This window comes from Paraburkholderia sp. BR13439 (assembly GCF_040948805.1).
Taxonomy (GTDB): domain Bacteria; phylum Pseudomonadota; class Gammaproteobacteria; order Burkholderiales; family Burkholderiaceae; genus Paraburkholderia; species Paraburkholderia youngii.
In genome coordinates this window covers 90,018-112,683 of record NZ_JBFPKN010000023.1, presented here as the reverse complement: position 1 = coordinate 112,683, position 22,666 = coordinate 90,018, and the positions used below count along the sequence as shown (strand labels likewise).

The following is a 22,666-nucleotide window of genomic DNA, read 5'->3' as shown; positions in this document are numbered from 1 at the left end:
ATCCGTCGAAAAGGTCAATCGAATTACCATTCGCAGATTCAGCATGAACGGTGCCCGGCGCGTGGAATAAATCGTGCAGGCAGAGAGCGCCGTTCATTCAGGTGACTTTCGCGTGTCTGATTTACCCGGGTGGCGAATGCACTACGATCGAGCTACGTGTCGTGAAACGGCATCTATAATCAATTTTGTTCCCAAAAGAGCCGAGGCCATGCAATGACGCAAATGACTCGGCGACAATTCCTGAAGGTTTCTGCCACCTCGCTCGCCGGATCGAGCCTAGCCCTGATGGGCTTCTCGCCGACCCCCGCGCTGGCCGAAGTCCGTCAGTACAAATTGTCGCGTGCTACCGAAACCCGCAACACCTGCCCTTACTGCTCGGTGGGCTGCGGCGTCCTGATGTACGGCCTCGGCGACGAAGCCAAGAACGTGAAGACGAGCATCTTCCACATCGAGGGCGATCCCGACCATCCGGTCAATCGCGGCACGCTGTGCCCGAAGGGCGCGAGCCTGATCGACTTCATCCATAGCCCGAGCCGTCTGCGCTATCCCGAGTACCGCGCGGCCGGGGCGAACGAGTGGAAGCGCATCTCGTGGGAAGACGCGCTGGACCGCATCGCGAAGCTGATGAAGGAAGACCGGGACGCGAACTTCGTCGAGACGACCGCAGACGGCAAAAAGGTCAACCGCTGGCTGACTACCGGGATGCTCGCGGCGTCGGCCAGCAGTAACGAGGTGGGTTATCTGACGCACAAGACTGCTCGCAGTCTTGGCATGCTCGGATTCGACAATCAGGCGCGTGTCTGACATGGCCCGACGGTGGCAGGTCTTGCCCCGACGTTTGGCCGTGGAGCGATGACGAACCATTGGGTCGACATCAGAAACGCGGACTTGATTCTCGTGATGGGCGGCAATGCGGCCGAGGCCCACCCGTGCGGTTTCAAATGGGTCACCGAAGCGAAGGCGCACCGCAAGGCGCGCCTGATCGTGGTCGACCCGCGCTTCAATCGCACGGCGTCGGTCGCGGACTACTACGTGCCGATCCGCACCGGCACGGACATCGCGTTCCTCGGCGGGGTGATCAACTATCTGCTGACGAACGACAAGATCCAGCACGAGTACGTGAAGAACTACACGGACGTGTCGTTTATCGTCCGTGATGACTTTGCGTTCAACGACGGCCTGTTCTCCGGCTACAACGCCGACAAGCGCAGCTACGACAAGACCTCGTGGAACTACGAGCGCGGCGACGACGGCTTCGCCAAGGTCGACCCGACGCTGCAGGACCCACGCTGTGTCTATCAGCTGATGAAGAAGCATTACTCGCGCTACACGCCCGAGCAGGTCGAAAAAATCTGCGGCACGCCGAAGGACAAGTTCCTGCACGTGTGCGAGATGCTCGCGGCGACGTCGGTGCCGGGACGTGCGACCACGATCATGTACGCGCTCGGCTGGACCCAGCACTCGATCGGCTCGCAGATCATCCGCACCGGCGCGATGGTACAGCTGCTGCTCGGCAACATCGGCATCGCGGGCGGCGGCATGAATGCGCTGCGCGGTCACTCGAACATCCAGGGCCTGACGGACCTCGGCCTGATGTCGAACCTGCTGCCTGGCTACATGACGCTGCCGATGGAAGCGGAGCAGGACTTTGACGCCTACATCGAGAAGCGCACCCAGCAACCGCTGCGGCCGAACCAGCTGAGCTACTGGCGCAACTATCGCGCGTTCCACGTTAGCTTCATGAAGTCGTGGTGGGGCGACAAGGCGACCGCCGAGAACAACTTCGCTTTCGACTATCTGCCGAAGCTCGACAAGTCCTACGACCTGCTGCAGGTATTCGAGCTGATGAGTCAGGGCAAGATGAACGGCTACATCGCGCAGGGCTTCAACCCGCTTGCCGCCGCGCCGTACAAGTCCAAGAACGGCGCGGCTCTGGCCAAACTGAAATGGCTCGTGATCATGGATCCGCTCGCGACCGAAACGTCGGAGTTCTGGAAGAACCACGGCCCGTTCAACGACGTCGACAGCGCATCGATCCAGACCGAGGTGTTCCGTCTGCCGACCACCTGCTTCGCCGAGGAACGCGGCTCGCTCGTCAGTTCGAGCCGCGTGCTGCAATGGCACTGGCAGGGCGCGGACGGCCCGGGCGAAGCGAAGAGCGACCTCGAGATCATGGCTGGGCTGTGGCTGCGGATTCGCGACGCTTATCGCAAGGACGGCGGCAAGTATCCCGATCCGATCCTGAACATGAGCTGGCCTTATGCGAAGCCGGACAGCCCGACGCCGGAAGAACTCGCAATGGAGTTCAACGGCAAGGCGCTCGCGGACGTCACCGATCCGAAGGACCCGACCAAGGTGCTCGCGAAGAAAGGCGAGCAGCTCGCGAGTTTCGCGCTGCTGCGCGACGACGGCTCGACTTCGAGCGGCTGCTGGATCTTCTGCGGGGCGTGGACCCAGGCGGGCAACCAGATGGGCCGCCGCGACAACTCGGACCCGACCGGCATCGGCAACACGCTGAACTGGGCGTGGGCATGGCCGGTGAACCGGCGGGTTCTGTACAACCGCGCGTCGTGCGATCTCAACGGCAAGCCGTTCGATCCGACCCGCAAGCTGATCGCGTGGAACGGCAGCACGTGGTCGGGCGCCGACATTCCGGACTTCAAGGTCGACGAGCCGCCTGACAGCGGCATGAATCCGTTCATCATGAATCCGGAAGGCGTCGCGCGGTTCTTCGCGCGCGACGCGATGGTCGAAGGGCCGTTCCCCGAGCACTATGAACCGTTCGAGACGCCGCTCGGCTACAACCCGCTGCATCCGGACAACAAGCTGGTCGTCAGCAACCCGGCGGCGCGCGTATTCCCGGGCGACAAGGCCACGTTCGGCACGCACGAGAACTTCCCGCATACGGGGACCAGCTATCGTCTGACCGAGCATTTCCACTACTGGACGAAGCACGCGAAGCTGAACGCGATCATCCAGCCAGAGCAGTTCGTCGAGATCGGCGAAGACCTCGCGAAGGAGATCGGCGTGGTGGCCGGCGACCGGGTCAAGGTGAGCTCGAACCGCGGGCACCTGATAGCCGTCGCGGTCGTGACGAAGCGCATCAAACCGCTGACTGTCGAAGGCAAGAAGGTGCAGACCGTCGGGCTGCCGATTCATTGGGGCTTCATGGGGCTCGCGAGGCCGGGCTATCTCGTCAATGCGCTGACACCCCCGGTGGGCGACGGGAACTCTCAGACACCGGAAACCAAGTCGTTCCTCGTCAAGGTCGAAAAGGCATAAGGTAAAGAGATGGCACTGCAATCACTAGACATCAGACGCGTCTCGGCCACCACCACGCAGCCGCCGGTGGCTCGCGCGCCGGCCACCGCGCAGGTCGCGAAGCTCATCGACGTTTCGAAGTGCATCGGCTGCAAGGCGTGTCAGACGGCCTGCATGGAGTGGAACGATCTGCGCGACGAGATCGGCGTGAACGTGGGCGTCTACGATAACCCGCCCGATCTGACCGAGAATTCGTGGACCGTCATGCGGTTTGCGGAGTACGAGAACTCCGCCGGCGATCTCGAATGGCTGATCCGCAAGGACGGCTGCATGCACTGCGAAGACCCGGGCTGTCTGAAGGCCTGTCCCTCGCCGGGCGCGATCGTGCAGTACACGAACGGCATCGTGGATTTCCACGAGGAGAATTGCATTGGCTGCGGCTTCTGCATCGCCGGCTGCCCATTCAACATACCGCGTATGTCGAAGAAGGATCGCCGCGTGTACAAGTGCACGCTGTGTTCGGACCGCGTCGCGGTCGGCCAGGAGCCGGCCTGCGTGAAGACCTGCCCGACCGGCGCGATCATGTTCGGCACCAAGGAGGACATGAAGCTGCAGGCCGAGGACCGCATCGTCGATCTGAAGGAGCGCGGCTTCCAGAACGCTGGCCTGTATAACCCGGAAAAGGTCGGCGGCACGCATGTGATGTACGTGCTGCATCACGCCGACCGGCCATCGCTGTATCACGGCCTGCCGGACGATCCGCGCATCAGTCCGATGGTGACGTTGTGGAAGGGTATAGCCAAGCCGATCGGGCTCGCCATCATGGGGATCGCCGCGCTCGCGGGCTTCTTCCACTACACGCGCGTCGGTCCGAACGAGGTGACCGAGGCCGACGAAGCCGCCGCCGTCAAGGAAGCCGAAGAAGCGCGCCGTTCGCGGGAGGGTAAGCAATGAACCACTCTGAGCACACCGACTTCACGGACGTGAAGGGCAACCGCCTGATCGTGCGCTATACGCCGAACGAGCGCACGAATCATTGGATCACCGCGATCTGTTTCATCCTGCTCGCGCTGTCCGGTCTCGCGATGTTCCATCCGGCGATGGCGTTTCTGTACTTCGTGCTTGGCGGCGGACAGTGGACGCGGATCCTGCACCCGTTCATCGGCTGCGTGATGTTCATCTCGTTCCTGATTCTTGCGTTGCGCTTCTGGCATCACAACTACCTGGACCAGGCGGATATCCAGTGGATGAAGCAGTACCGCGACGTGCTGAACAACCGCGAGGAGCGCCTGCCCGCAATCGGCAGGTACAACGCCGGGCAGAAGCTGCTGTTCTTCGTGATGGTGATCTGTATGCTGCTGCTGTTGCTGAGCGGCATCGTGATCTGGCGGCGCTACTTTTCGCTCTACTTCCCGATTGACCTGATCCGGCTCTCCGCGGTCGTGCACGCGGTGACGGCGTTTTTGCTGATCGTCGGCATCATCGTGCATGTCTATGCGGCGCTGTGGGTCAAGGGCTCCGTAGGTGCGATGACGCGCGGCACCGTTACTTATGGCTGGGCGCGCAAGCACCATCCGAACTGGTTCAGGGAAATCATCGGCAAGTAAAGTATGCTCAATCGGCGCTGCCCCAGCGTGTGTTTCAATGCGCCGCACGCAGCACCCCGCGCACAGGGCCGCCGCGCCACGTCGATGACGGGCGGCGGCTCTTCAGTTTTCAGAGGTCGATAACTTGGCTCAACGAATTCTCGAAGCCGCCGACATCGAGTCGCTCGATCCCTCGGCAATCCCCCGCATCCGCATGCCGGAGCGGCTCGCGGTGTTCGCGCCGCGCGCCGCGCGCCTGCGCCAGCTCGCCTCGCGCGGCAATCCGATTGCCGGCTATCTGCGGCTGATGGCGGCGCTCGCCGATGCGCAGCAGGCGGTGCTCGCGCACTTCAAGGCGCAGCCGCCGAGCCCCGAGCTGATCGCGAGCGCGCAGCAGTATTCGATGCCGCTGATTCCGGCGCTGTCCGGCGCGCGCGATCCGGCGTGGCGCGACGTGCTGCTGCAACTGCTCGACAAGATCGAAGCCGCGGGTCCGTTGACGCCGCCGCTCGTCGCGGTGTTCACGCAACTGCGCTCGCTCGACGTCGCCACGCTCGAAGCGCAGGCCGACGCAATCTTCGCGCAGCGCTTCGCCGACGTCGAGCCGGCGAGCGCGCCATTCATCATGGCCGCGCTGCAAGTCGTATGGACCGACCTCGCCGCCGACATCGACAAGCGCGCCGTACCGTACCTCGACACACCGGGCCTGTGCCCGGTATGCGGCTCGCATCCGGTGGCCAGCACGCTGCGCATCGGCGGCGCGTACGACAACTATCGCTATCTGCAATGCGGACTATGCGCAACCGAATGGCATATGGTCCGAAGCAAATGCTCGAACTGCGATTCGACGAAAGGCATTGCGTACCACGTGGCCGGCTCGCCCGACGCCGACGCGGCCACGCGCGAAGCCGAAACGAAAAACGCCGTGCTGAAGGCGGAGTCGTGCGACGAATGCCATACTTACCGCAAGATCGGCATCCAGGCGAAGGACTACGAGTTCGATCCATTCGCGGACGACCTCGCGAGCCTCACGCTCGATCTGCTGATGGGCGCGGAAGGTTACCGGCGCGCGTCGCCGCATCCCTGGCTGTGGCCGGAGCAGACGGCCGGCGCGACGGACGCGGAGGACGACGAGTCCGCCTGACGGCGACCTGGCCGGACGCAAGTTCAACACGACATAAGGATTGCTCGTGAGCGATGTGAGCGGCTCGGAATTGCGCGCGCTGATGGCGCGCGTGCCATCGGTGGACAAGGTGATGGCGTCGGCCGAATTCGCGCCGCTGATCGGCGAATACGGCCGCACTCAGGTGCTCGATGCGTTGCGCGACGCGCTCGACGCGTGGCGTATCAACGCGCAATCGGGCGATGCGGCGGCCAACCCGGCGGTGAGCGCGCTCGAAACCCCGCAGCTGCATGCGACGGTCGCTGCGGCGCTGCTCGCGCGCAACGCGTCGCGGCTGCGCAGTGTGTTCAATCTGACCGGCACTGTATTGCACACGAACCTCGGCCGCGCGCTGCTGCCCGACGAGTCGGTGCGCGCCGTGATGACCGCGCTCACGCAACCGGCCAACCTCGAGTTCGATCTCGCCACCGGCATGCGCGGCGATCGCGACGACCTGGTCGACGATCTGATCTGCGAGCTGACCGGCGCCGAGGCGGCAACCATCGTCAACAACAACGCGGCCGCGGTGCTGCTCACGCTGTCCGCGCTCGCGGCGAAGAAGGAAGTGGTGGTGTCGCGCGGCGAGCTCGTCGAAATCGGCGGCGCGTTTCGCATTCCCGACATCATGAGCCGCGCGGGCGCGAAGCTGCGCGAAGTCGGCACGACGAACCGCACCCATCTGAAGGACTATGAACAGGCGATCAACGCGCGCACCGCGCTGCTGATGAAAGTCCACGCGAGCAACTATGCGATCAGCGGCTTCACGAAGGAAGTCGGTACCGACGAGATCGCGCCGCTCGCGCACGAGCGCAGGCTCGCGGTCGCCGTCGATCTCGGCAGCGGCACGCTGGTCGATCTCGCCGAATGGGGCTTGCCGCGCGAGCCGACGGTGCGCGAGACCGTCGCGGCCGGCGCCGATGTCGTCACCTTCAGCGGCGACAAACTGCTCGGCGGACCGCAGGCCGGGTTGATCGTCGGGCGGCGCGATCTGATCGCTAAGATCAAGAAGCATCCGCTGAAGCGCGCACTGCGCGTGGGCAAGCTGACGCTCGCGGCGTTGGAGCCTGTGCTGCGGCTGTATCGCGCGCCCGAGAAGTTGGCGGAGCGGCTGACCACGCTACGGCTCCTCACGCGTCCCGCCGAGGACATTCACGCTGCCGCGCAGCGCGTGCTACCGGCGCTGCAGCAGGCGATCGGCGCGCGCTACACCGTGGCGGCGGAGCCGATGTTCAGCCAGATCGGCAGTGGTGCATTGCCAGTCGACGTGCTGCCGAGCCACGGCCTCGTCATCAGGATGACCGACGGCAAGCGCGGCGGCCGTCATCTGCTCGCGCTCGAAAAGCAGTTGCGCGAGATGGCGCGGCCGGTGATCGGCCGGATCGCGGACGACGCGTTGCGGCTCGATCTGCGCTGCCTCGAAGCCGCCGACGAAGCGCAATTGATCGCACAGCTAATCGCGCAACCGAAAAGCAACTGAAGGACAGGCACGCATGATCGTCGGTACAGCGGGGCATATCGACCACGGCAAAACCAGCCTCGTGAAGGCACTGAGCGGCGTCGATACGGACCGGCTCAAGGAAGAAAAAGCACGCGGCATTTCGATCGAGCTCGGTTACGCATACGTGCCGCTCGAGAACGGCGACGTGCTCGGTCTGATCGACGTGCCGGGCCACGAAAAGCTCGTGCATACGATGACCGCGGGCGCGAGCGGCATCGACTTCGCGCTGCTCGTGATCGCCGCCGACGACGGCGTGATGCCGCAAACGCGCGAACATCTGGCGATCGTCGAACTGCTCGGCATCCGGCGCGGTGCGATCGCGTTGACGAAAGTGGATCGCGTCGACGAGGAGCGACTGCGCGAAGTGCACGACGAAGTGAGTGCGTTCGTCGGCAATAGCGTGCTGCGCGACGCGCCGGTATTCGATACCTGCGCGACTCGCGCGGGCGATGCGGGCGTCGCCGCGTTGAATGCGCATCTGCGCGAGCAGGCCGCCACATGGCGTATGAAGCGCGACGACGGCCTGTTCCGCCTCGCCGTCGATCGCGTCTTCACGCTCGCGGGGCAGGGCACGATCGTGACCGGGACCGTAGTGGCAGGCAGCGTGAGCGCCGGCGACACGATGCTGCTCGCGCCGAAAAATCAGCCGGTGCGTGTGCGCAGTATCCACACGCAGAATCGCCCCGCCGAAACCGGCCGCGCCGGCCAGCGCTGCGCGCTGAATCTGGCGGGCATCGACAAGAGTGCGATCGAGCGCGGCGACTGGATCGTCGATCCGCAACTGTCGCAAGCGAGTGAGCGTATCGACGTCATGTTGACGCTGCTCGCCGACGCGCCGCACCCGCTCGAACACTGGACGCCGCTGCACGTGCATCTCGGCACGCAGCATCAGGTTGCGCATGTCGCGCTGCTCGAAGGCGACATGCTCGCGCCCGGTCAGCGCGCGCGCGTGCAACTCGTGTTCGAGCGGCCGCTGTGCGCGGTACCGGGCGATCGCTTCGTCGTGCGTAACGCTCAGGCCAATCGCACGGTGGGCGGCGGCCATGTGCTCGATCCGTTCGCTCCGGCGCGCAAGCGGCGCTCGGCGGTACGCTTCGACTGGCTCGACGCGATGCAGACGCTGCTCGACACCGGCTCACTCGATGCGCTGTTCGCGCGCGCGCCACACGGTTTGTCGCGGGCGTTGCTGGAGCGCTTGACGGGGATGCCGGCAGCCGCGCTCGCGTTGCCCGCGGGGACGCGCACGATCGAACTGCCGGGCCATGACGCACTGCTGCTCGCGGACGCGGCATGGCATGCACTGGCCGGGCGCGTGACGAGTGCGCTCGCGCAATACCACGAGCGCTCGCCGGATGAGTTGGGCCCGGACGTGTCGCGCTTGCGGCGCATCGCGGCGCCACTGGTCGACGACGCGCTGTGGCGCGCGTTGGTCGACGATGCGGCGGCGCGTGGCGAGCTGATCAGACGCGGGCCATGGCTGCATTTGCCCGGCCACACCGTGACACTCGATGCCGCCGATCAGGCGCTTGCCGCGACGCTGCTGCCCGAGATCGAGGCGGGACGTTTCGATCCGCCGTGGGTGCGCGAGCTCGCGAACGGGCACGGTGTGCCGGAGGAGCGCGTGCGTCAGTTGCTGCGCAAGCTCGCGCGTCAGGGCGAGCTGTTCCAGGTCGTGCATGACCTGTTCTATCACCAGCAGGTGATTCGCGAACTTGCGTCGATCGCGGCGACGGAGGCGCACAAGAACGCCGGCACCGTGGCGGCCGCGCCGTTTCGCGACGCGACCGGACTCGGCCGAAAACGCGCGATCCAGCTTTTGGAGTTCTTCGACCGGGTTGGGTATACTCGCTTCCACCGTGGCCTGCACCTCGTGCGCACGGATAGCCGCTGGCTCGATCTGCGTTGATCTGGCTTCTGCGGCCTGTTTCTATCGGGCACGCGTCATTCAATCAACGTAGGAAGGCATTCGTATCCGGTGGTGCGGCTGGGCTTCAAACCCAGTTGAGGGCGTCAGACGCTCTTAGGTCGGTTCGACTCCGGCTGCCTTCCGCCCGGCAAGGCTTCCCGGGCATTCCGACATGTTGTTGGAAGCTATTTGGTGAATTTTTTTCCGTAAGTTGTAACACGCAAAGTTGACGGTAAATGAGGGCCTCGGCGCGGTGCGCTTCACCGTACAAATTCGGCTTGGTACGTCTTCCGAGTGCAGTTAAGCTGCTATACGGGCCGTTTCGCTCGGGCGACGCGGCGACGAGAACCCCGTCTGATGAGTGGCTTCCATCCGCTTTCAGGAGCGGGCCGGTTGCCGCTCCGCGAACGCTTCTCTGCCATGCCCGACACTACGGAGTGCCTTGGAGAGCGCGAAGCTTATATTGCGCCAGAAATTCAAGAACTAATGTGTTCAGACGCAGTTCACCAAGGCCCATCGGCGCGCTGATTGTCAATCTGCCGACCGGTCGCTTCGTTTGCCCGCGCACGTCGGCGATGGCATCAGCATATTCTTCGAGCACCTGCTTACTGCGCTCGTAAAAACATCGGCCTTCAGGCTACAGTCCGACCGGGACGCGCAGTCGGTAGACGGTGAACGTCGATGGATTTCCACCGTGCCCGCATACCCCGGAGAAAATGCAAACGATAAATATTGAGTCGATATAAACATATCGAAATTGAATAATTCTCAAGGCGGACGGTCGTCGTTACGCTGTGCGTAATATGCACAGCGAGGACTTATGACCGCTTCTGTTTCAACGTCTTTATCAACGTCGGTGCACTCGCGCCGACGTGTGCTTCGTTCGCTTGCCGCCGCGCCGCTTGCAATGGCGAGTGCGTTGACAGGCGCACGTAACGCCCGTGCGGCAGACGATGTAACCATCGTGCTCGGCGATCAGGCGGGCGGCACGCGCGCGCTCGTCGAAGCTGCGAAGGTACTCGACGGTGCGCCCTACGCGTTCCGATGGGCCAACTTCCAGGGCGCCGCGCCGTTGTTCGAAGCGCAGCGCGCGGGCTCCGTCGATCTCGCGCCAGCGGGCGACCTTCCAGTGCTGGCGGCCGCCGTCGGCGACCCGACGCTGAAGATCGTGGCGACGCGCATCGGTTCGGGCGCTCAACTCGGCATTCTGGTGGCACCGAAATCGACCCTCCGCACCATCGCGGATCTGAAAGGCCGCACGGTGTTCGTTTCGTCGGCACGCGGCAGCATTTCGCAGTTTCAGCTATACGGTGCACTCGCGGAAGCCGGACTCACGAAAGACGACGTGACGGTGCGCTTCATCCTGCCCGTAGATGCATTTGCAGCCTTCGCATCCGGCGCGATCGAAGTGTGGGCGACGTTTGATCCGTACTACGGCATCGCTGTGCAACGTGGCGGCCGCATCCTGCGCGACGGCTCGGGCATCAATAGCGGATTGGGCTTTATCACCGCTTCGGGCGCATCGCTGGCTGATCCGCGCAAGCATGCCGCTATCGCTGACGTGCTCGTTCGCTATCAACGTGCGGGCGACTGGGCGCTCGCGAATCCCGACGCCTACGCGCAAATCTACGCGACGCTCACACGCACGCCGCTCGATGCCGCCAGGCAGATCACGCAGCGCGCGTCGCTCAAGCAGCATTTCGTCACCGACGCCGATATCGCAGCACTGCAAAAAGTAGCGGATCGTGCGCATCAGGATGCGATCCTGCCGCGCCGCATCGACGTGCGCGCGATCTCGGAGACGCATCTTGCCAGCGCATGAACCTGGATTGATCGACGGAGCACGATGACATGTCCACGCAAACACAAACGCTTGAGCTTGCAGGTGTCGCAGAAGAGGGCAAGCGCGACGCACGCGAGCACGGCAAACGCCTGGTCGCGTTGGTGGCCGCGCTCGGCTGGCTCGGCGGCGCGGCCGTTACACAATGGTGGCCCGCGCTCGACGACTGGCCTTATACACACGAGTTGTCGATTCTCAAGCTGCTGTTGGCGGCATTGTCGCTTGCCATAGGCATCGCGGGTTGGCGTACGAGCAATACCCGAAGCGCGCGCGTCGAAGCGTGGCTCAACGGTGCGCCGTGGCTGCTCGCGCTATCCATCGGATTGACCGCATGGGAAGTCGTCACCGCGCAACTCGAATGGCTGCCGCGGCCATTCTTTGCGCCGCCTCAAGCGTTGATCGCCGTATATGCCGACGACCTCCCACGCCTCGCCGCGAGCGTCGCACATTCGTTCGAATTGCTCGCATATGGCTACGTGCTGGGCGCGCTGACGGGCTTCGTGATCGGCGTGAGCATCGGCTGGTCGAAGGCAGTCGGCTACTGGCTGCATCCTGTGCTGCGGCTGATCGGTCCGCTGCCGGCTGCTGCCTGGCTGCCGCTTGCGTTCTTCTTCTTTCCGTCGAGTTTCAGCGCGAGCGTGTTCCTGATCGCGCTGGCGACGGCGTTTCCCGTTGCGGTGCTCACGTGGTCGGGCGTCGCGAGCGTCAATTCCGCGTTCTACGACGTGGCGCGCACGCTCGGCGCGAAGCCTTCGTTTCTGATCCTGCGCGTCGCGATTCCCGCTGCGTTGCCGCTTGTTTTCGTCGGGCTGTTCATGGGACTTGGTGCCTCGTTCGCCGTGTTGATCGTCGCGGAGATGATGGGCGTGAAAGCGGGCCTCGGCTGGTATCTGCAATGGGCGCAGGGGTGGGCTGCCTATCCGAACATGTACGCCGCGCTGCTGGTGATGGCGTTGATGTGTTCCGGCCTGATCACCTTGCTGTTCCGCGTTCGTGACCGATTGCTCATCTGGCAAAAAGGAATGCTGAAATGGTAGCCGCTTCTTTGTCTCATACGTCTCACGCGAAGCAGGGCGCGCGCATCGACGTGCGCAACGTCACACATCGGTTTGCGCTGCGCGGTGAAGCGCTGCCCGTGCTCGACGACATCAGTCTGACAATCGAACCCGGCGAATTTGTCGCGCTGCTCGGACCGAGCGGTTGCGGGAAGTCCACCTTGCTGCGGCTCGTGGCGGGTCTCGATGCACCCGCGCAAGGCGTCATTCATGCGGACGGTGAAACCGTCACAGGACCCGATCCGTCGCGTGTGGTCGTGTTCCAGGACCCGACGCTGTTTCCGTGGCGCACGGTGCGCGACAACGTGGCGCTCGGTCCGCAGGCTCAGCGTGCGCAGCGCGATGCGGCAAAGCGTATCGATGCCGCGCTCGAACTCGTGGGCCTGTCGGCGTTCGCGAAAGCCTTTCCGCATCAGCTCTCGGGAGGGATGGCGCAGCGCGCGGCGCTCGCGCGCGCTCTCGTCAACGATCCGCAACTTCTCGTGCTCGACGAACCGTTCGGCAAGCTCGACTCGTTGACGCGCATCCGGATGCAGTCCGAGTTGGTACGTCTCTGGCAGGCCGAAAACTTTTCGACGCTGCTCGTCACGCACGACGTCGAAGAAGCGCTGTATGTCGCGAACCGGGTGATCGTGCTGAGCGAACGCCCGGCGCGCATCGTCTCGCAAGTGCACAACGACGCACCGTATCCGCGCCATCGCGACGACCCCGATCTCGTCAGGTTGCGCCGCGAAGTGCTGGGGCTGCTCGGCCTCGACACCTGAGCGGCGCGCAACCAAAACACCTTCACTTAGGGGAAATCACGCGATGAAGCATTCAGGCGACAACACACCATCGAACACCGCGCGCCGCACCTGGCTGCGCAACACGGCATGGACAATGGGCGCTGCGGCGGTCGGCGGCGCGACGTTCGGACTGCCCGGCGTGCGCGCATCCGCCGACGAAGCATTGAAACCGCTCAAACTCTCATGGAATGCGGGCGCCATCTGCACGGCGCCCGTGCCCGTCGCCGTGCAGCAGGGGTTTTTCCGCAAGCATGGCTTGCAGGTCGAACTGATCAACTTCGCGGGTTCGACCGACCAGTTGCTCGAAGCGATCGCAACGGGCAAATCGGATGCGGGCGTCGGCATGGCGCTGCGCTGGATCAAGCCGCTGGAGCAGGGCTTCGACGTCAAGCTGACGGCAGGCATCCACGGCGGCTGCATGCGCCTGCTCGCGACCCGCGCATCGGGCATCGTCGATCTGCAAGGGTTGAAGGGCCGCACTGTCGGCGTGAGCGACTTGGCGAGCCCGGCAAAGAACTTCTTCGCGGTCTCGCTGAAGAAGATCGGCGTCGATCCCGACAACGACGTGCACTGGCGCCAGTATCCGGCGCCGCTGCTGGGTGAAGCGCTGAAGAAGGGTGAAGTGCACGCGATCGCCGATGGCGACCCGACCATCTGGACATTGCGCGAGGCCGATCATCTGCAGGAAGTGTCGAACAACCTGTGCGGCGAGTATGCGAACCGCGTGTGTTGTGTGCTGGGCGTTCGTGGCTCTCTGGTCCGCAAGGACCGCGCGACGGCTCAGGCGCTGACGCAGGCCTTGCTGGAAGCCACCGAATGGACCGCGAATCATCCCGCTGAGGCCGCGGCGATCTTCGCGCCGAACGCGCCTGGCGCGAACGTCGCGCAACTGACGGAGATGTTGAAGAGCCACACGGATCACCATCATCCCGTGGGCGATGCCTTCAAGAAAGAGATCTCGCTGTACGCCGACGATCTGAAATCCGTAGGCGTGTTGAATTCGGGGGCGAACTCGGACCGGTTTGCTACGCGGGTGTTTGCCGACGTATTGGCTTGATGGAGGAACGCAGCGCGCCGGCTTCGGCGCGCTGCGTTTGCGGAGAGTGCGGAAAATGAGCTAAGCGGGAAGGGCTTCTCGCGTCCTGTTCCTCTCTGAGACCGCGTTGCGTACGAGCGGCAGTAGATCACGCCCGTAGGCCAATGCATCCTCGAGCGGATCAAATCCACGAATGAGGAAGGTCGTTACTCCAAGTTTGTGATATTCGACCAGCGCGTCGGAAACCTGTTGCGGTGTGCCGACAAGCGACGTCGAATTTCCCGCTGCCCGCGTGAGTGCGGTGATTCCCGTCCACAGACGCGTGTCGACCACGCTTCCCTTGTCCGCTTCAGCGAGCAATCGCAATGCGCCGACATTCTTCGGCTCCTTTGGCCTGCGCGTGAAATTCGGCGAGGCACCGACGACACCCTTCGCACGCTCCAGGATCGACTCGGCGCGCGCCCATGCGGCCTCTTCCGTCGCGGCGATGATCGGGCGAAGCGACAGGCTGAAGCGGATGAGATTTTCCCGTCCATGGCGCGCAGCAGACTGGCGCACCTTCGCTATCGTTTCTTCGACGGCGGCGAGCGATTCGCCCCACAGCGCATACACATCGGCATGCTTGCCCGCGACCTCGATTGCGGCGTCCGACGAGCCGCCGAAATACACGGGCAAATGCGGCTGCTGCAACGGACGGATCTGCGACTTGTGACCCGCGACACGATAGTAACCGCCTTCGTGATCGAACGGTGTTTCACTCGTCCATGAACGCTTGACGACGTCGAGATATTCGTCCGTGCGCCGATAGCGCTCGTCGTGCGACAGAAAATCGCCGTCGCGCTGCTGCTCGACGTCGCCGCCGCCCGAAATGATATGGACGGCCGTGCGTCCCCCGCTGAAATGATCGAGCGTAGCAAGCTGACGTGCCGCGAGTGTCGGTGCGACGAAGCCCGGACGATGCGCGAGCAGGATGCCGAGGCGCTTTGTCTGTTGCGCGACGAACGAGGCGATCTGAAAGCCGTCGGGCGACGCGCTCGAATGCGCAATCAGCACACGGTCGAAGCCGCCATATTCATGCGCTTGCGCCACGGCGGCAATGTACGGCAGATTGACGGCGGGTCCTTTCGGCAAATGAATCTCGCTCGCTTCCTGATGGCTCACATAGCCGATGAATTCGACGCTCATCTGGGTTCGCTCCTTGTGGGTAAAGTGGTGGTGAATGCGGCGCGGCCCAGAGTGCCGAGCACGGTGTCATTCTGCGGCGTGTGAATGCGCGCGCACAGCACGTCGCGGTAGTGGCGCTCCAGTGCGTTGTTGCGACTCAGGCCGGGATTGCCGCTCGCTTCGAGTGCGAGTTCGACGACATCGATAGCGTGCTTGCTGACGAGATACTTGATGGTCGGCGCTTCGACAGTGCCGATCTGGCCGGCTGCGCCTGCATCGAGCAGGACGCGGTTGTTGAACAGCAGCGCGTCGATGCGCCCCACCGTCTGCTGAAAACTGTCGAGCGTCGATAGCGGGGCGTTCAGTCCCGAAGGCACGCGTTGCGCCGCCCACTGCACGAACCAGTCGCGCGCGGCGCGTGCGATGCCGTCGTAGATCGAAGGCAGCAGCACATTCATCCACAGGCTTGTCACCGGGTCCATGCCGTTGGTCGGGCCGGGCGGTTGGAGATCGACGGCCTGCTCGAAGGGTACGCGCACGTTGTCGAAGATCACTTCATGGCTGCCCGTCGCGCGCATGCCGAGATGATTCCACGGCTCGCCGAAACGGATGCCGGGCGTTTCGCGATGAACGAGCCACGTGCCGACTCGCAGCGCCGCTTCGTCCGTGCGTCCCCACACGGCGAACCAGGTCAGGCCGGGACTGCCCGTCGAATACAGCTTGCGGCCGTTCAGTATCCAGTGATCGCCTTCGCTGCGGCCAACCGTGGCAGGCAGGCCGCCACGCGACGGCGAGCCGAGTTCGGGTTCGACGCGCAACGAGTTGATCAGCGCGCCGCGTTCGACGGCATCGCGCGCAATGCGTTCTTTCAGCGCTATCGGCCAGTTCGGATTGGCCTGCAAACGCAGATGATAGAGACACTGCATCACGAGAATCAGCGCCGTTGAAGGTTCGCCGCGTGCGACCGCGCGAATCACCTTGAGCGCTTGTGCAAGTGTGGCCTCGCGTCCGCCGAGCGCACGCGGCACGGTCAGCGAAAGCAGGCCCGCGCGACGCAGACGGGCGAGGTTCTCATGCGGGAAGATCGGGCCGGCGTCGAGCGCGGCGGCGCCTGCGCCGAATTCGGCTGTCAGCGCGGCGAGCCACGCATCGGCTTGCGGACTGTCGAGATCGGCGAGTGCTTCGAGCGCTTCGCGGTCGCGCTCCGCATCAGCAAACGCGCCTTCGGGTTGACGGCTGGTCATGGTCGGTCGGTTCACTGTGCGCTAAGCGGAAATTGCCGATCGAAACTCTTCGTGACATCGAGCGGTGTCTTGATCACATCCGCACGGTGATAGAGATCGGCCGTCTTTTGCTGTTCGGCGATGAGGCCATCGTCGATGACGACGGGATGCAGTTGCGCGCGCTGATAGACGGTCATCAACACTTCGGGCGGCAAGCCTGTCACTTTCGATTGCATCGCGGCCACTTCGTCCGGATGCGAGAGCGCCCAGCGCTGGCCGGCCGCGACGCGCTTGAGGAAATCGGCGATTTCGGCATGCTTGTCCTTGATGGACGTTTCCGTCGCAGCCTGGAAGCTAAGGCCAGAAGACAGATTGACGCCATTCGCGATGCTGCGATCGTGATCGCGCTGCTCGGCAAGCGCGACATACGGATCCCACGTGGACCACGCGTCGACGTTACCGGACGCGAGCGCAGCTTTTGCGTCGGCGGGCTGCATGAATCGCAGCGACACATCCGAGAGCTTGATGCCCGCGCGTTCGAGCGTTGCAATCGCGAGGTAATGGCCGATCGAACCGCGCGTGGTCGCGATGCGCTTGCCCTTGAGATCGGCGGCCGTTCTGATCGGCGATGCGTAGGGCACGATGATCGCGAGATCGGTCGGCGTCGAGCGCGTTGCGGCTACTGCACGCACTCGGGCGCCCGCCGCGTACGCGAAGATCAGCGGCGCATCGCCGAGGCCGCCGACATCGATTGCCCCCGCATTGAGCGCCTCTCCTAGCGGTTGCGCAGCAGGGAAGTTGAACCATTCGATCTTGTACGGCACGTCCTTCAACTGGCCTGACGCTTCGAGTATGCCGCGCGTCTGCAACTGCTGGTCGCCGACTTTAAGCGTCGTGTCCGCCAGCGCGGCAGGCGATGCGCTCGCGACGATCGCGCAAATCAGAAGGCCGGAAAATATTTGCAGAAATCGCTTGAGAAGGAAGGGCATGAGGGAGCGCAGCATGAGGTAGTTGGATAAAAACACACGATACGGTCGCATGTTTTATAAGGCAAACGCATTGTTCTTCTTTGTTAATATGCGTGAGAGGAAAACGGAAAGCTGGAAATACCGCTTGAGCGTACGGGCGGTCGCAGGCTAATGTCGCTCCATCAATACTTCATTTGAAGACAAGACCATCCATGAAACTCGATGAAATCGAGGCCTTCGTTGCCGTCGTGCGCAGCCAGTCGCTGAGTCAGGCCGCTGATTCTCTCGCGCTGACGCAACCTGCCGTCACGCGCCGCATCCAGAACTTCGAAGAGGCGCTCGGCGTCGAGCTGCTCGATCGCAATACGAAACCGCTGAAGACGACGCCGATGGGCCGCGTCGTTTTCGAGCAATGCCGTGCCATCGTGCGCGAGGTGGACGCGCTCAGGCATCTGGTCTCGGACGACGCACCACTCGCGGGCGTGTTGCGACTCGGCGTCGCGCAGACGGTCGCCGATGTGGCCATGCTGAAGGCTCTCCATGCGCTGCGTGGTGCGCATCCCGAGTTGCAGGCGCGCGTGTCGACTGGATGGGGCAATCCGCTGCTACAGAGAGTCGTTGAAGGAGAGCTGGATGCCGCGATCGTGCTGCTGCCGGCCAACCGTACGTTGCCCGATACGCTAACGGGCGAAACGCTTGGCGAACTGAAGCTGGCTGTAGTCGCGCAAAAGGGCAGCCTGAAGAAGCGCGCGCATACGCTGGCGGAATGCCAATCCTATGGCTGGGTGCTGAATCCCGATGGCTGCGGTTTTCGCGCGGGTTTGCAGCAGGCGCTCGCGTCACAAGGCTACACGTTAAAGCTCAACCTCGAAACGCTCGGCACCGAATTGCAGCTCGGGCTCGTCGCAGATGGCGTTGGCCTGGGGCTGGTTCCGCTGCCGCTGCTGCGCAATAGCGCGCACGCCGCGCAGCTCGACGTGATTCAGATCACCGACTTCAAACCAGAAATTGCGGTGTGGATAGTACGTTCGAGCGCGTTGGGCAAGATGCAGTCGGCGCTCGGCGTGCTCGCGGAAAGCGTCGAACAAAGCTTCAAGGCGGCACGTCTGTCGCGCGCCGCCTGATCCCCGATCAGACCACGAAAAAGCCATGCGTGCCGTCGCGATCGAGTTGCGCGACGAGGCCGTATTCCCATTCCAGATAGGCGTTCATCGCTTCGTGCGCATTGTCGGTGCCTTCATACGGACGACGATAGCGATCGATACGCGGCGAAGCGAGCCGGGACTCTCCCGATTCGGTCGGAAAGCCCGCACGTATCCACGCCGATGTGCCGCCCTCCAGCACATGCACGGGCTTACCTGTGAGCGCGGCGACTTCAGGCGCGGCGAACGGTGCGAGCGCGTTGGTCGCGCAGGCGACCACATAGCGTTTTGCGTCGGGCAGCGTGCGCAGATCGTCGGCATCGTTGAACAGACACGAACGCACGATCCAGTGCGCACCTGGAATATGCTCCTTCACGTGATTGGCGCTCGACGTGACGTCGATCACGACGGTGCCGCTCGATGGATCGGCGAGCAGCGCGGCGAGTTCGTCGGCGCACAGGGTAGGTGTATGCGCGGGCTCCGGTTTTGCGCCGCGCCAGGCGCCGCTGTCCGTCAGATCCTGGTCGGCAGCATCATCGATCACATAGACGTCGATGTTCATCTGCGCGAGCCACGAGGCCGTCATGTTGGCGCGTACTCCGTCATCGTCGAACAGCACCACGCGCGCGCCGCGCACGGGCGCGAACATGTCCGTCTCCTGCACGAGCTGGCCGCCCGGCGCGCCCAGAAACCCCGGTGCATGCGCGCGTTCGTATTCGGCTGGCGTGCGCACATCGAAGCGATACGTGGTGCGCGACGGATCGGACGCCCAGCGAGCGGCTTCATCGAGCGTCGTGCGTTGGACGCCCGCGCGGTCGGCGAGCGCGCGCGCTGCGGTGCGCGATGCATCGAGGTTCGTCTGATCGAGACCGGCCTCGGCATCGAACCGACGGCTGCTGCCGTGCTCCAGCGTCTGCCCCGCGAGCGTCCAGCCGATAGTGCCGTTGCGCAGCGCCGCGACGGGATTCGGCAGCCCAGCATTGAGCAGCGATTGCGTGCCGATGATGCTGCGTGTGCGCCCCGCGCAATTGACGATCACACGCGTCTTAGGGTCCGGCGCGAGCGCCCGCGCGCGCAGCACGAGTTCCGCGCCCGGCACGCTGATGCTGCCGGGAATGTTCATCGTCTGATATTCGTCGAAGCGGCGCGCGTCGAGCACGACGACGTCGTCACCGTTTTCAAGCAAGGCTCCGACCGCCTCGGCGGAAAGCGAAGGCGTATGCCGCTGGGCTTCGACGAATTCGCCGAAAGCCTTGCTCGGCACGTTGACGTCGCGAAACACTTCGCCGCCGGCGCGAATCCATCCGTCGAGTCCGCGCGCCAGCAGCGCGACCTGTGTGTATCCGAGGGACGTGAGCTTGTCCGCGGCGCGCGTCGCAAGTCCTTCGCCTGCATCGAACAGCACGATCGGTACGTCGCGGCGCGGCAAGCGTGTGTACGCATCGAGTTCGATCTTCGACAACGGAAGGTTCGCGGCGAAGAGCGGATGAGCCTGCGCGTGCGGGTCTTCTTCGCGGACATCGAGCAGCGCGATTTCGCGGCGCGCGAGCAGCGCTTCACGTACGTCTTCAGATGTGCGGACGGGATATGACGTCATGAAAGATGCGGTTCCTTGCTGAGATCCCACAGGTTGGGGAGTGTGTCGTTCGAGTAGCCTGAAATAAAGGGCTTGGGCCGCTCGCCTGGCGGATAGGTGGAGCGGCGCACCGCGCCGATGTTCGCACCATAAACGTGGATGCTGACGGACGTGCGGTCGTCGTACGCATTGCGCACGCGATGAATGTCGCCGATGGCGGGCGACACCGCTTCGACATCGCCCGCTTCGAGACGCACTTCGGCACCCGCCGCGCGTAGCGCGCCGTCGTTGTTGCGCGCATAGGGTGCCGCAAGTTCCGCGCCGCGCAGCACACCGATGAGTCCCCACACGGTGTGATCGTGAATCGGCGTCTGCTGGCCCGGGCCCCACACGAAGCTGACGACGCTGAAGCGTTGCCGCGCATCGGCGTAGAGCAGAAATTGCTGGTAGCGCTCGAGGGACGGCTGCGCGTAGGCATCGGGCAGCCAGTCGTCAACGCGGATCAGTTCGCGCAGCGCAAGCGCGCCCCGATGGAGCAGCCCGGCTTCATCGACGCCGGCATCGACGAGTTCTGCAATCTCTCCAACGAAGTGCCGCAGTTTGTGAATGGCCATCAGTCGAGCAACTCCCGTTCGCTTTCGATCAGCCCTTCATACAGGCTGTCGAATGCATGACGCGCACCGTTTGCGCGGCCGACCTGCTGATGCGTGAGATCTGCCATATCGTGAGGAATCGGCTGCGGCGTGCCTGCCGCTTCCGCGAGCAGTTGCGCATGACACGCGTTGTCGAGCGCGATGTACCACCATGCAGCCGCTTCGACTGTCGGACCCGCTGTCAGGATGCCATGATTCTTCAGGATCACGGCCTTGCGAGAGCCGAGCGCATCCGCGATGCGCGCGCCTTCCGTCGTATCGAGCACGACGCCGCGAAAATCATCAAACAGCGCGTGGTCCTGGTAGAACGCGCAAGAGTCTTGTGTCAACGGATCGAGCTTGCGGCCGAGCGTCGACCATGCCTTGCCATATAGCGAATGCGTATGAGCGGCCGCGACGACATCGGGGCGCGCCTCGTGAATCGCCGCATGAATCGCAAATGCAGCCTGATTCACGGGCCCATCCCCGACGACGATCTCGCCGTGGCGATTCACCAGCAGCAGATCCGACACGCGCATGCGGCCGAAGTGCCGGCCCAGCGGATTGACCCAGAAGTGATCGGTCCATTCGGGATCGCGCGCGGTGATATGCCCCGCGAGCCCTTGCGCAAAGCCATATCGTGCGAACAGTCGAAACGCGCCCGCGAGACGTTGCTGGCTCTTGCGCACGGGGGTGTCGCGCCGCGCGAGCGACGGTTGATCGGCGAGTGCGGTGCTCATGATCGCTCCTGTCAGGCGGCGCGGCGTGCGCGGGACGTAAGTTCGCGGGTCGCGGGAATCAGCTCGCGGCCATAGTCGATGGCGTCTTCCAAGGGATCGAAGCCGCGAATCAGGAAGGTCGTGACGCCGAGTTCATGATATTCGGCAAGCGTCTGTGCAACCTGAGCAGGCGTGCCGACAAGTGCCGTCGAATTCGAGCGTCCGCCGATTTCTTTCGCCACGGCGGTCCAGAGACGCTCGTCCGCGCGCACGCCTTCACCTGATGCAGCGAGCAGGCGGCGCGCCCCTTCGCTCTGTTGCGGACCGCCGCGCGAGAAGCCCTGTTCGACACGCAGGCGACGCGTCTCTTCGAGGATGTGTTCTGCGCGCTCCCATGCGGCCTTTTCCGTCGCGGCGAGAATCGGGCGGAACGACACGGAGAAGCGCACGCTGCGGCCATGCTTCGCTGCTTCGGCCCGCACGCGCGTCACCTGTTCGTGGACCTGCTGTTTCGATTCGCCCCACAGCGCGTAGACATCGGCGTGCTTGCCAGCGACGGCCAGTGCTGGCTCGGATGCGCCGCCGAAATAGATCGGCACATGCGGCGACTGCTTCGGCTTGACCTCGGAGAAGGCCTTTTCCACGCGGTAAAAGCGGCCTTCGTGATCGAACGGCTGATCTTCCGTCCACATGCGACGCAGAATCTGCAGATATTCGTCGGTGCGTGCGTAACGGTCGTCGTGACCCAGGAAGTCGCCGTCGCGCCGTTGATCCTCGTCGCTGCCGCCGGAGATGAAATGCACGGCGAGCCGTCCGCCTGAGAAGTGGTCGAGCGTGGCGATTTGCCGGGCCGCGAGTGTCGGCGCAACAAAGCCCGGACGATGTGCGAGCATGAAATGCACCTTCGATGTCACGCTCGCCGCGTAAGCGATCGTGATCGTCGCATCGGGGCTCGTCGAACTGTGCGGAACCAGGATGCGATCGAAGCCGGCGTTCTCGTGCGCCTGCGCGAAGGCGCGCACATAGTCGGTGTCGATAGCGGGGCCTTGTGGAAGATGCGTTTCCGATACCTTGCGCTGTTGGATCATGCCGATGAATTCGACGCTCATGTTA

General features: G+C 63.9%; 18 protein-coding genes and 1 tRNA gene. 12 read left to right on the top strand and 7 right to left on the bottom strand.

Going from position 1 to position 22,666, the window contains the following annotated elements:
* Nucleotides 1-213: 213 nt before the first annotated feature.
* The 11 genes from fdnG to AB3X96_RS33905 all read left to right on the top strand — a co-directional run bounded on the left by fdnG (nt 214) and on the right by AB3X96_RS33905 (nt 14,150).
* Nucleotides 214-3,282 carry a formate dehydrogenase-N subunit alpha gene (gene fdnG, locus AB3X96_RS33955; protein WP_368593112.1) on the top strand — a complete coding sequence of 1,023 codons (3,069 nt, stop codon included), beginning with the start codon at nt 214-216 and terminating at the stop codon, nt 3,280-3,282.
* A gap of 9 nt (nt 3,283-3,291) precedes the next feature.
* Nucleotides 3,292-4,215 (top strand): formate dehydrogenase subunit beta, encoded by a 924-nt coding sequence (fdxH, locus tag AB3X96_RS33950; protein ID WP_368593111.1) that lies wholly within the window; start codon nt 3,292-3,294, stop codon nt 4,213-4,215.
* Nucleotides 4,212-4,868 carry a formate dehydrogenase subunit gamma gene (locus tag AB3X96_RS33945; protein WP_368593110.1) on the top strand — a complete coding sequence of 219 codons (657 nt, stop codon included), beginning with the start codon at nt 4,212-4,214 and terminating at the stop codon, nt 4,866-4,868. Before fdxH ends, AB3X96_RS33945 begins: the two co-directional genes overlap by 4 nt.
* Nucleotides 4,869-4,992: 124 nt before the next feature.
* On the top strand, nt 4,993-5,991 hold the full coding sequence (gene fdhE, locus AB3X96_RS33940) for a formate dehydrogenase accessory protein FdhE (RefSeq protein WP_368593109.1): 999 nt from the start codon (nt 4,993-4,995) through the stop codon (nt 5,989-5,991).
* Nucleotides 5,992-6,037: 46 nt separating this feature from the next.
* Nucleotides 6,038-7,486: an L-seryl-tRNA(Sec) selenium transferase gene (gene selA, locus AB3X96_RS33935; protein WP_368593108.1), complete on the top strand. Its 1,449-nt coding sequence runs from the start codon at nt 6,038-6,040 to the stop codon at nt 7,484-7,486.
* A gap of 13 nt (nt 7,487-7,499) precedes the next feature.
* Nucleotides 7,500-9,413, top strand: coding sequence for a selenocysteine-specific translation elongation factor (gene selB, locus AB3X96_RS33930; RefSeq protein ID WP_368593107.1), 1,914 nt, complete (start codon nt 7,500-7,502; stop codon nt 9,411-9,413).
* 51 nt (nt 9,414-9,464) lie between these two features.
* Nucleotides 9,465-9,557, top strand: a tRNA-Sec gene (locus tag AB3X96_RS33925).
* A 676-nt stretch (nt 9,558-10,233) separates the two neighbouring features.
* Nucleotides 10,234-11,235, top strand: a complete 1,002-nt coding sequence (locus tag AB3X96_RS33920) for an ABC transporter substrate-binding protein (protein WP_368593106.1) — start codon at nt 10,234-10,236, stop codon at nt 11,233-11,235.
* Between the two features lie 29 nt (nt 11,236-11,264).
* Nucleotides 11,265-12,290 carry an ABC transporter permease gene (locus tag AB3X96_RS33915; RefSeq protein ID WP_368593105.1) on the top strand — a complete coding sequence of 342 codons (1,026 nt, stop codon included), beginning with the start codon at nt 11,265-11,267 and terminating at the stop codon, nt 12,288-12,290.
* Nucleotides 12,284-13,072 (top strand): ABC transporter ATP-binding protein, encoded by a 789-nt coding sequence (locus tag AB3X96_RS33910; RefSeq protein ID WP_368593104.1) that lies wholly within the window; start codon nt 12,284-12,286, stop codon nt 13,070-13,072. The genes AB3X96_RS33915 and AB3X96_RS33910 overlap by 7 nt, the downstream gene beginning before the upstream one ends.
* A 43-nt stretch (nt 13,073-13,115) precedes the next feature.
* Nucleotides 13,116-14,150 (top strand): ABC transporter substrate-binding protein, encoded by a 1,035-nt coding sequence (locus AB3X96_RS33905; protein ID WP_368593103.1) that lies wholly within the window; start codon nt 13,116-13,118, stop codon nt 14,148-14,150.
* Between the two features lie 60 nt (nt 14,151-14,210).
* On the opposite strand, the gene AB3X96_RS33900 is transcribed toward AB3X96_RS33905, so the two are convergent.
* From AB3X96_RS33900 to AB3X96_RS33890, 3 genes are read right to left on the bottom strand one after another with little or no spacing between them, the layout of a single operon-like run.
* Complete coding sequence (locus tag AB3X96_RS33900; protein ID WP_368593102.1) at nt 14,211-15,314, bottom strand: LLM class flavin-dependent oxidoreductase; 1,104 nt, start codon at nt 15,312-15,314, stop codon at nt 14,211-14,213.
* A complete protein-coding gene (locus tag AB3X96_RS33895) occupies nt 15,311-16,537 on the bottom strand; it encodes an acyl-CoA dehydrogenase family protein (RefSeq protein WP_368593101.1) in 1,227 nt (408 codons plus the stop codon). The genes AB3X96_RS33900 and AB3X96_RS33895 overlap by 4 nt, the downstream gene beginning before the upstream one ends.
* Nucleotides 16,538-16,548: 11 nt before the next feature.
* Nucleotides 16,549-17,505 (bottom strand): ABC transporter substrate-binding protein, encoded by a 957-nt coding sequence (locus AB3X96_RS33890; protein ID WP_368593100.1) that lies wholly within the window; start codon nt 17,503-17,505, stop codon nt 16,549-16,551.
* A gap of 191 nt (nt 17,506-17,696) precedes the next feature.
* Here AB3X96_RS33890 and AB3X96_RS33885 point away from each other — a divergent pair, with 191 nt between their 5' ends.
* Nucleotides 17,697-18,608 (top strand): LysR substrate-binding domain-containing protein, encoded by a 912-nt coding sequence (locus AB3X96_RS33885; RefSeq protein WP_368593099.1) that lies wholly within the window; start codon nt 17,697-17,699, stop codon nt 18,606-18,608.
* A 7-nt stretch (nt 18,609-18,615) separates the two neighbouring features.
* Here the strand turns inward: AB3X96_RS33885 and AB3X96_RS33880 are convergent, their stop codons facing one another.
* Genes AB3X96_RS33880 through AB3X96_RS33865 form a run of 4 tightly spaced genes read right to left on the bottom strand, consistent with a single transcriptional unit; the run spans nt 18,616 to nt 22,662 of the window.
* Nucleotides 18,616-20,223 (bottom strand): rhodanese-related sulfurtransferase, encoded by a 1,608-nt coding sequence (locus tag AB3X96_RS33880; RefSeq protein WP_368593098.1) that lies wholly within the window; start codon nt 20,221-20,223, stop codon nt 18,616-18,618.
* Entirely contained in the window at nt 20,220-20,816 is a 597-nt protein-coding gene (locus tag AB3X96_RS33875; protein WP_176125213.1) for a cysteine dioxygenase, read from the bottom strand. The genes AB3X96_RS33880 and AB3X96_RS33875 overlap by 4 nt, the downstream gene beginning before the upstream one ends.
* On the bottom strand, nt 20,816-21,574 hold the full coding sequence (locus tag AB3X96_RS33870; RefSeq protein WP_368593097.1) for a class II aldolase/adducin family protein: 759 nt from the start codon (nt 21,572-21,574) through the stop codon (nt 20,816-20,818). The genes AB3X96_RS33875 and AB3X96_RS33870 overlap by 1 nt, the downstream gene beginning before the upstream one ends.
* 11 nt (nt 21,575-21,585) lie before the next feature.
* Nucleotides 21,586-22,662, bottom strand: coding sequence for an LLM class flavin-dependent oxidoreductase (locus AB3X96_RS33865; RefSeq protein ID WP_176107308.1), 1,077 nt, complete (start codon nt 22,660-22,662; stop codon nt 21,586-21,588).
* Between the last annotated feature and the right edge of the window lie 4 nt (nt 22,663-22,666).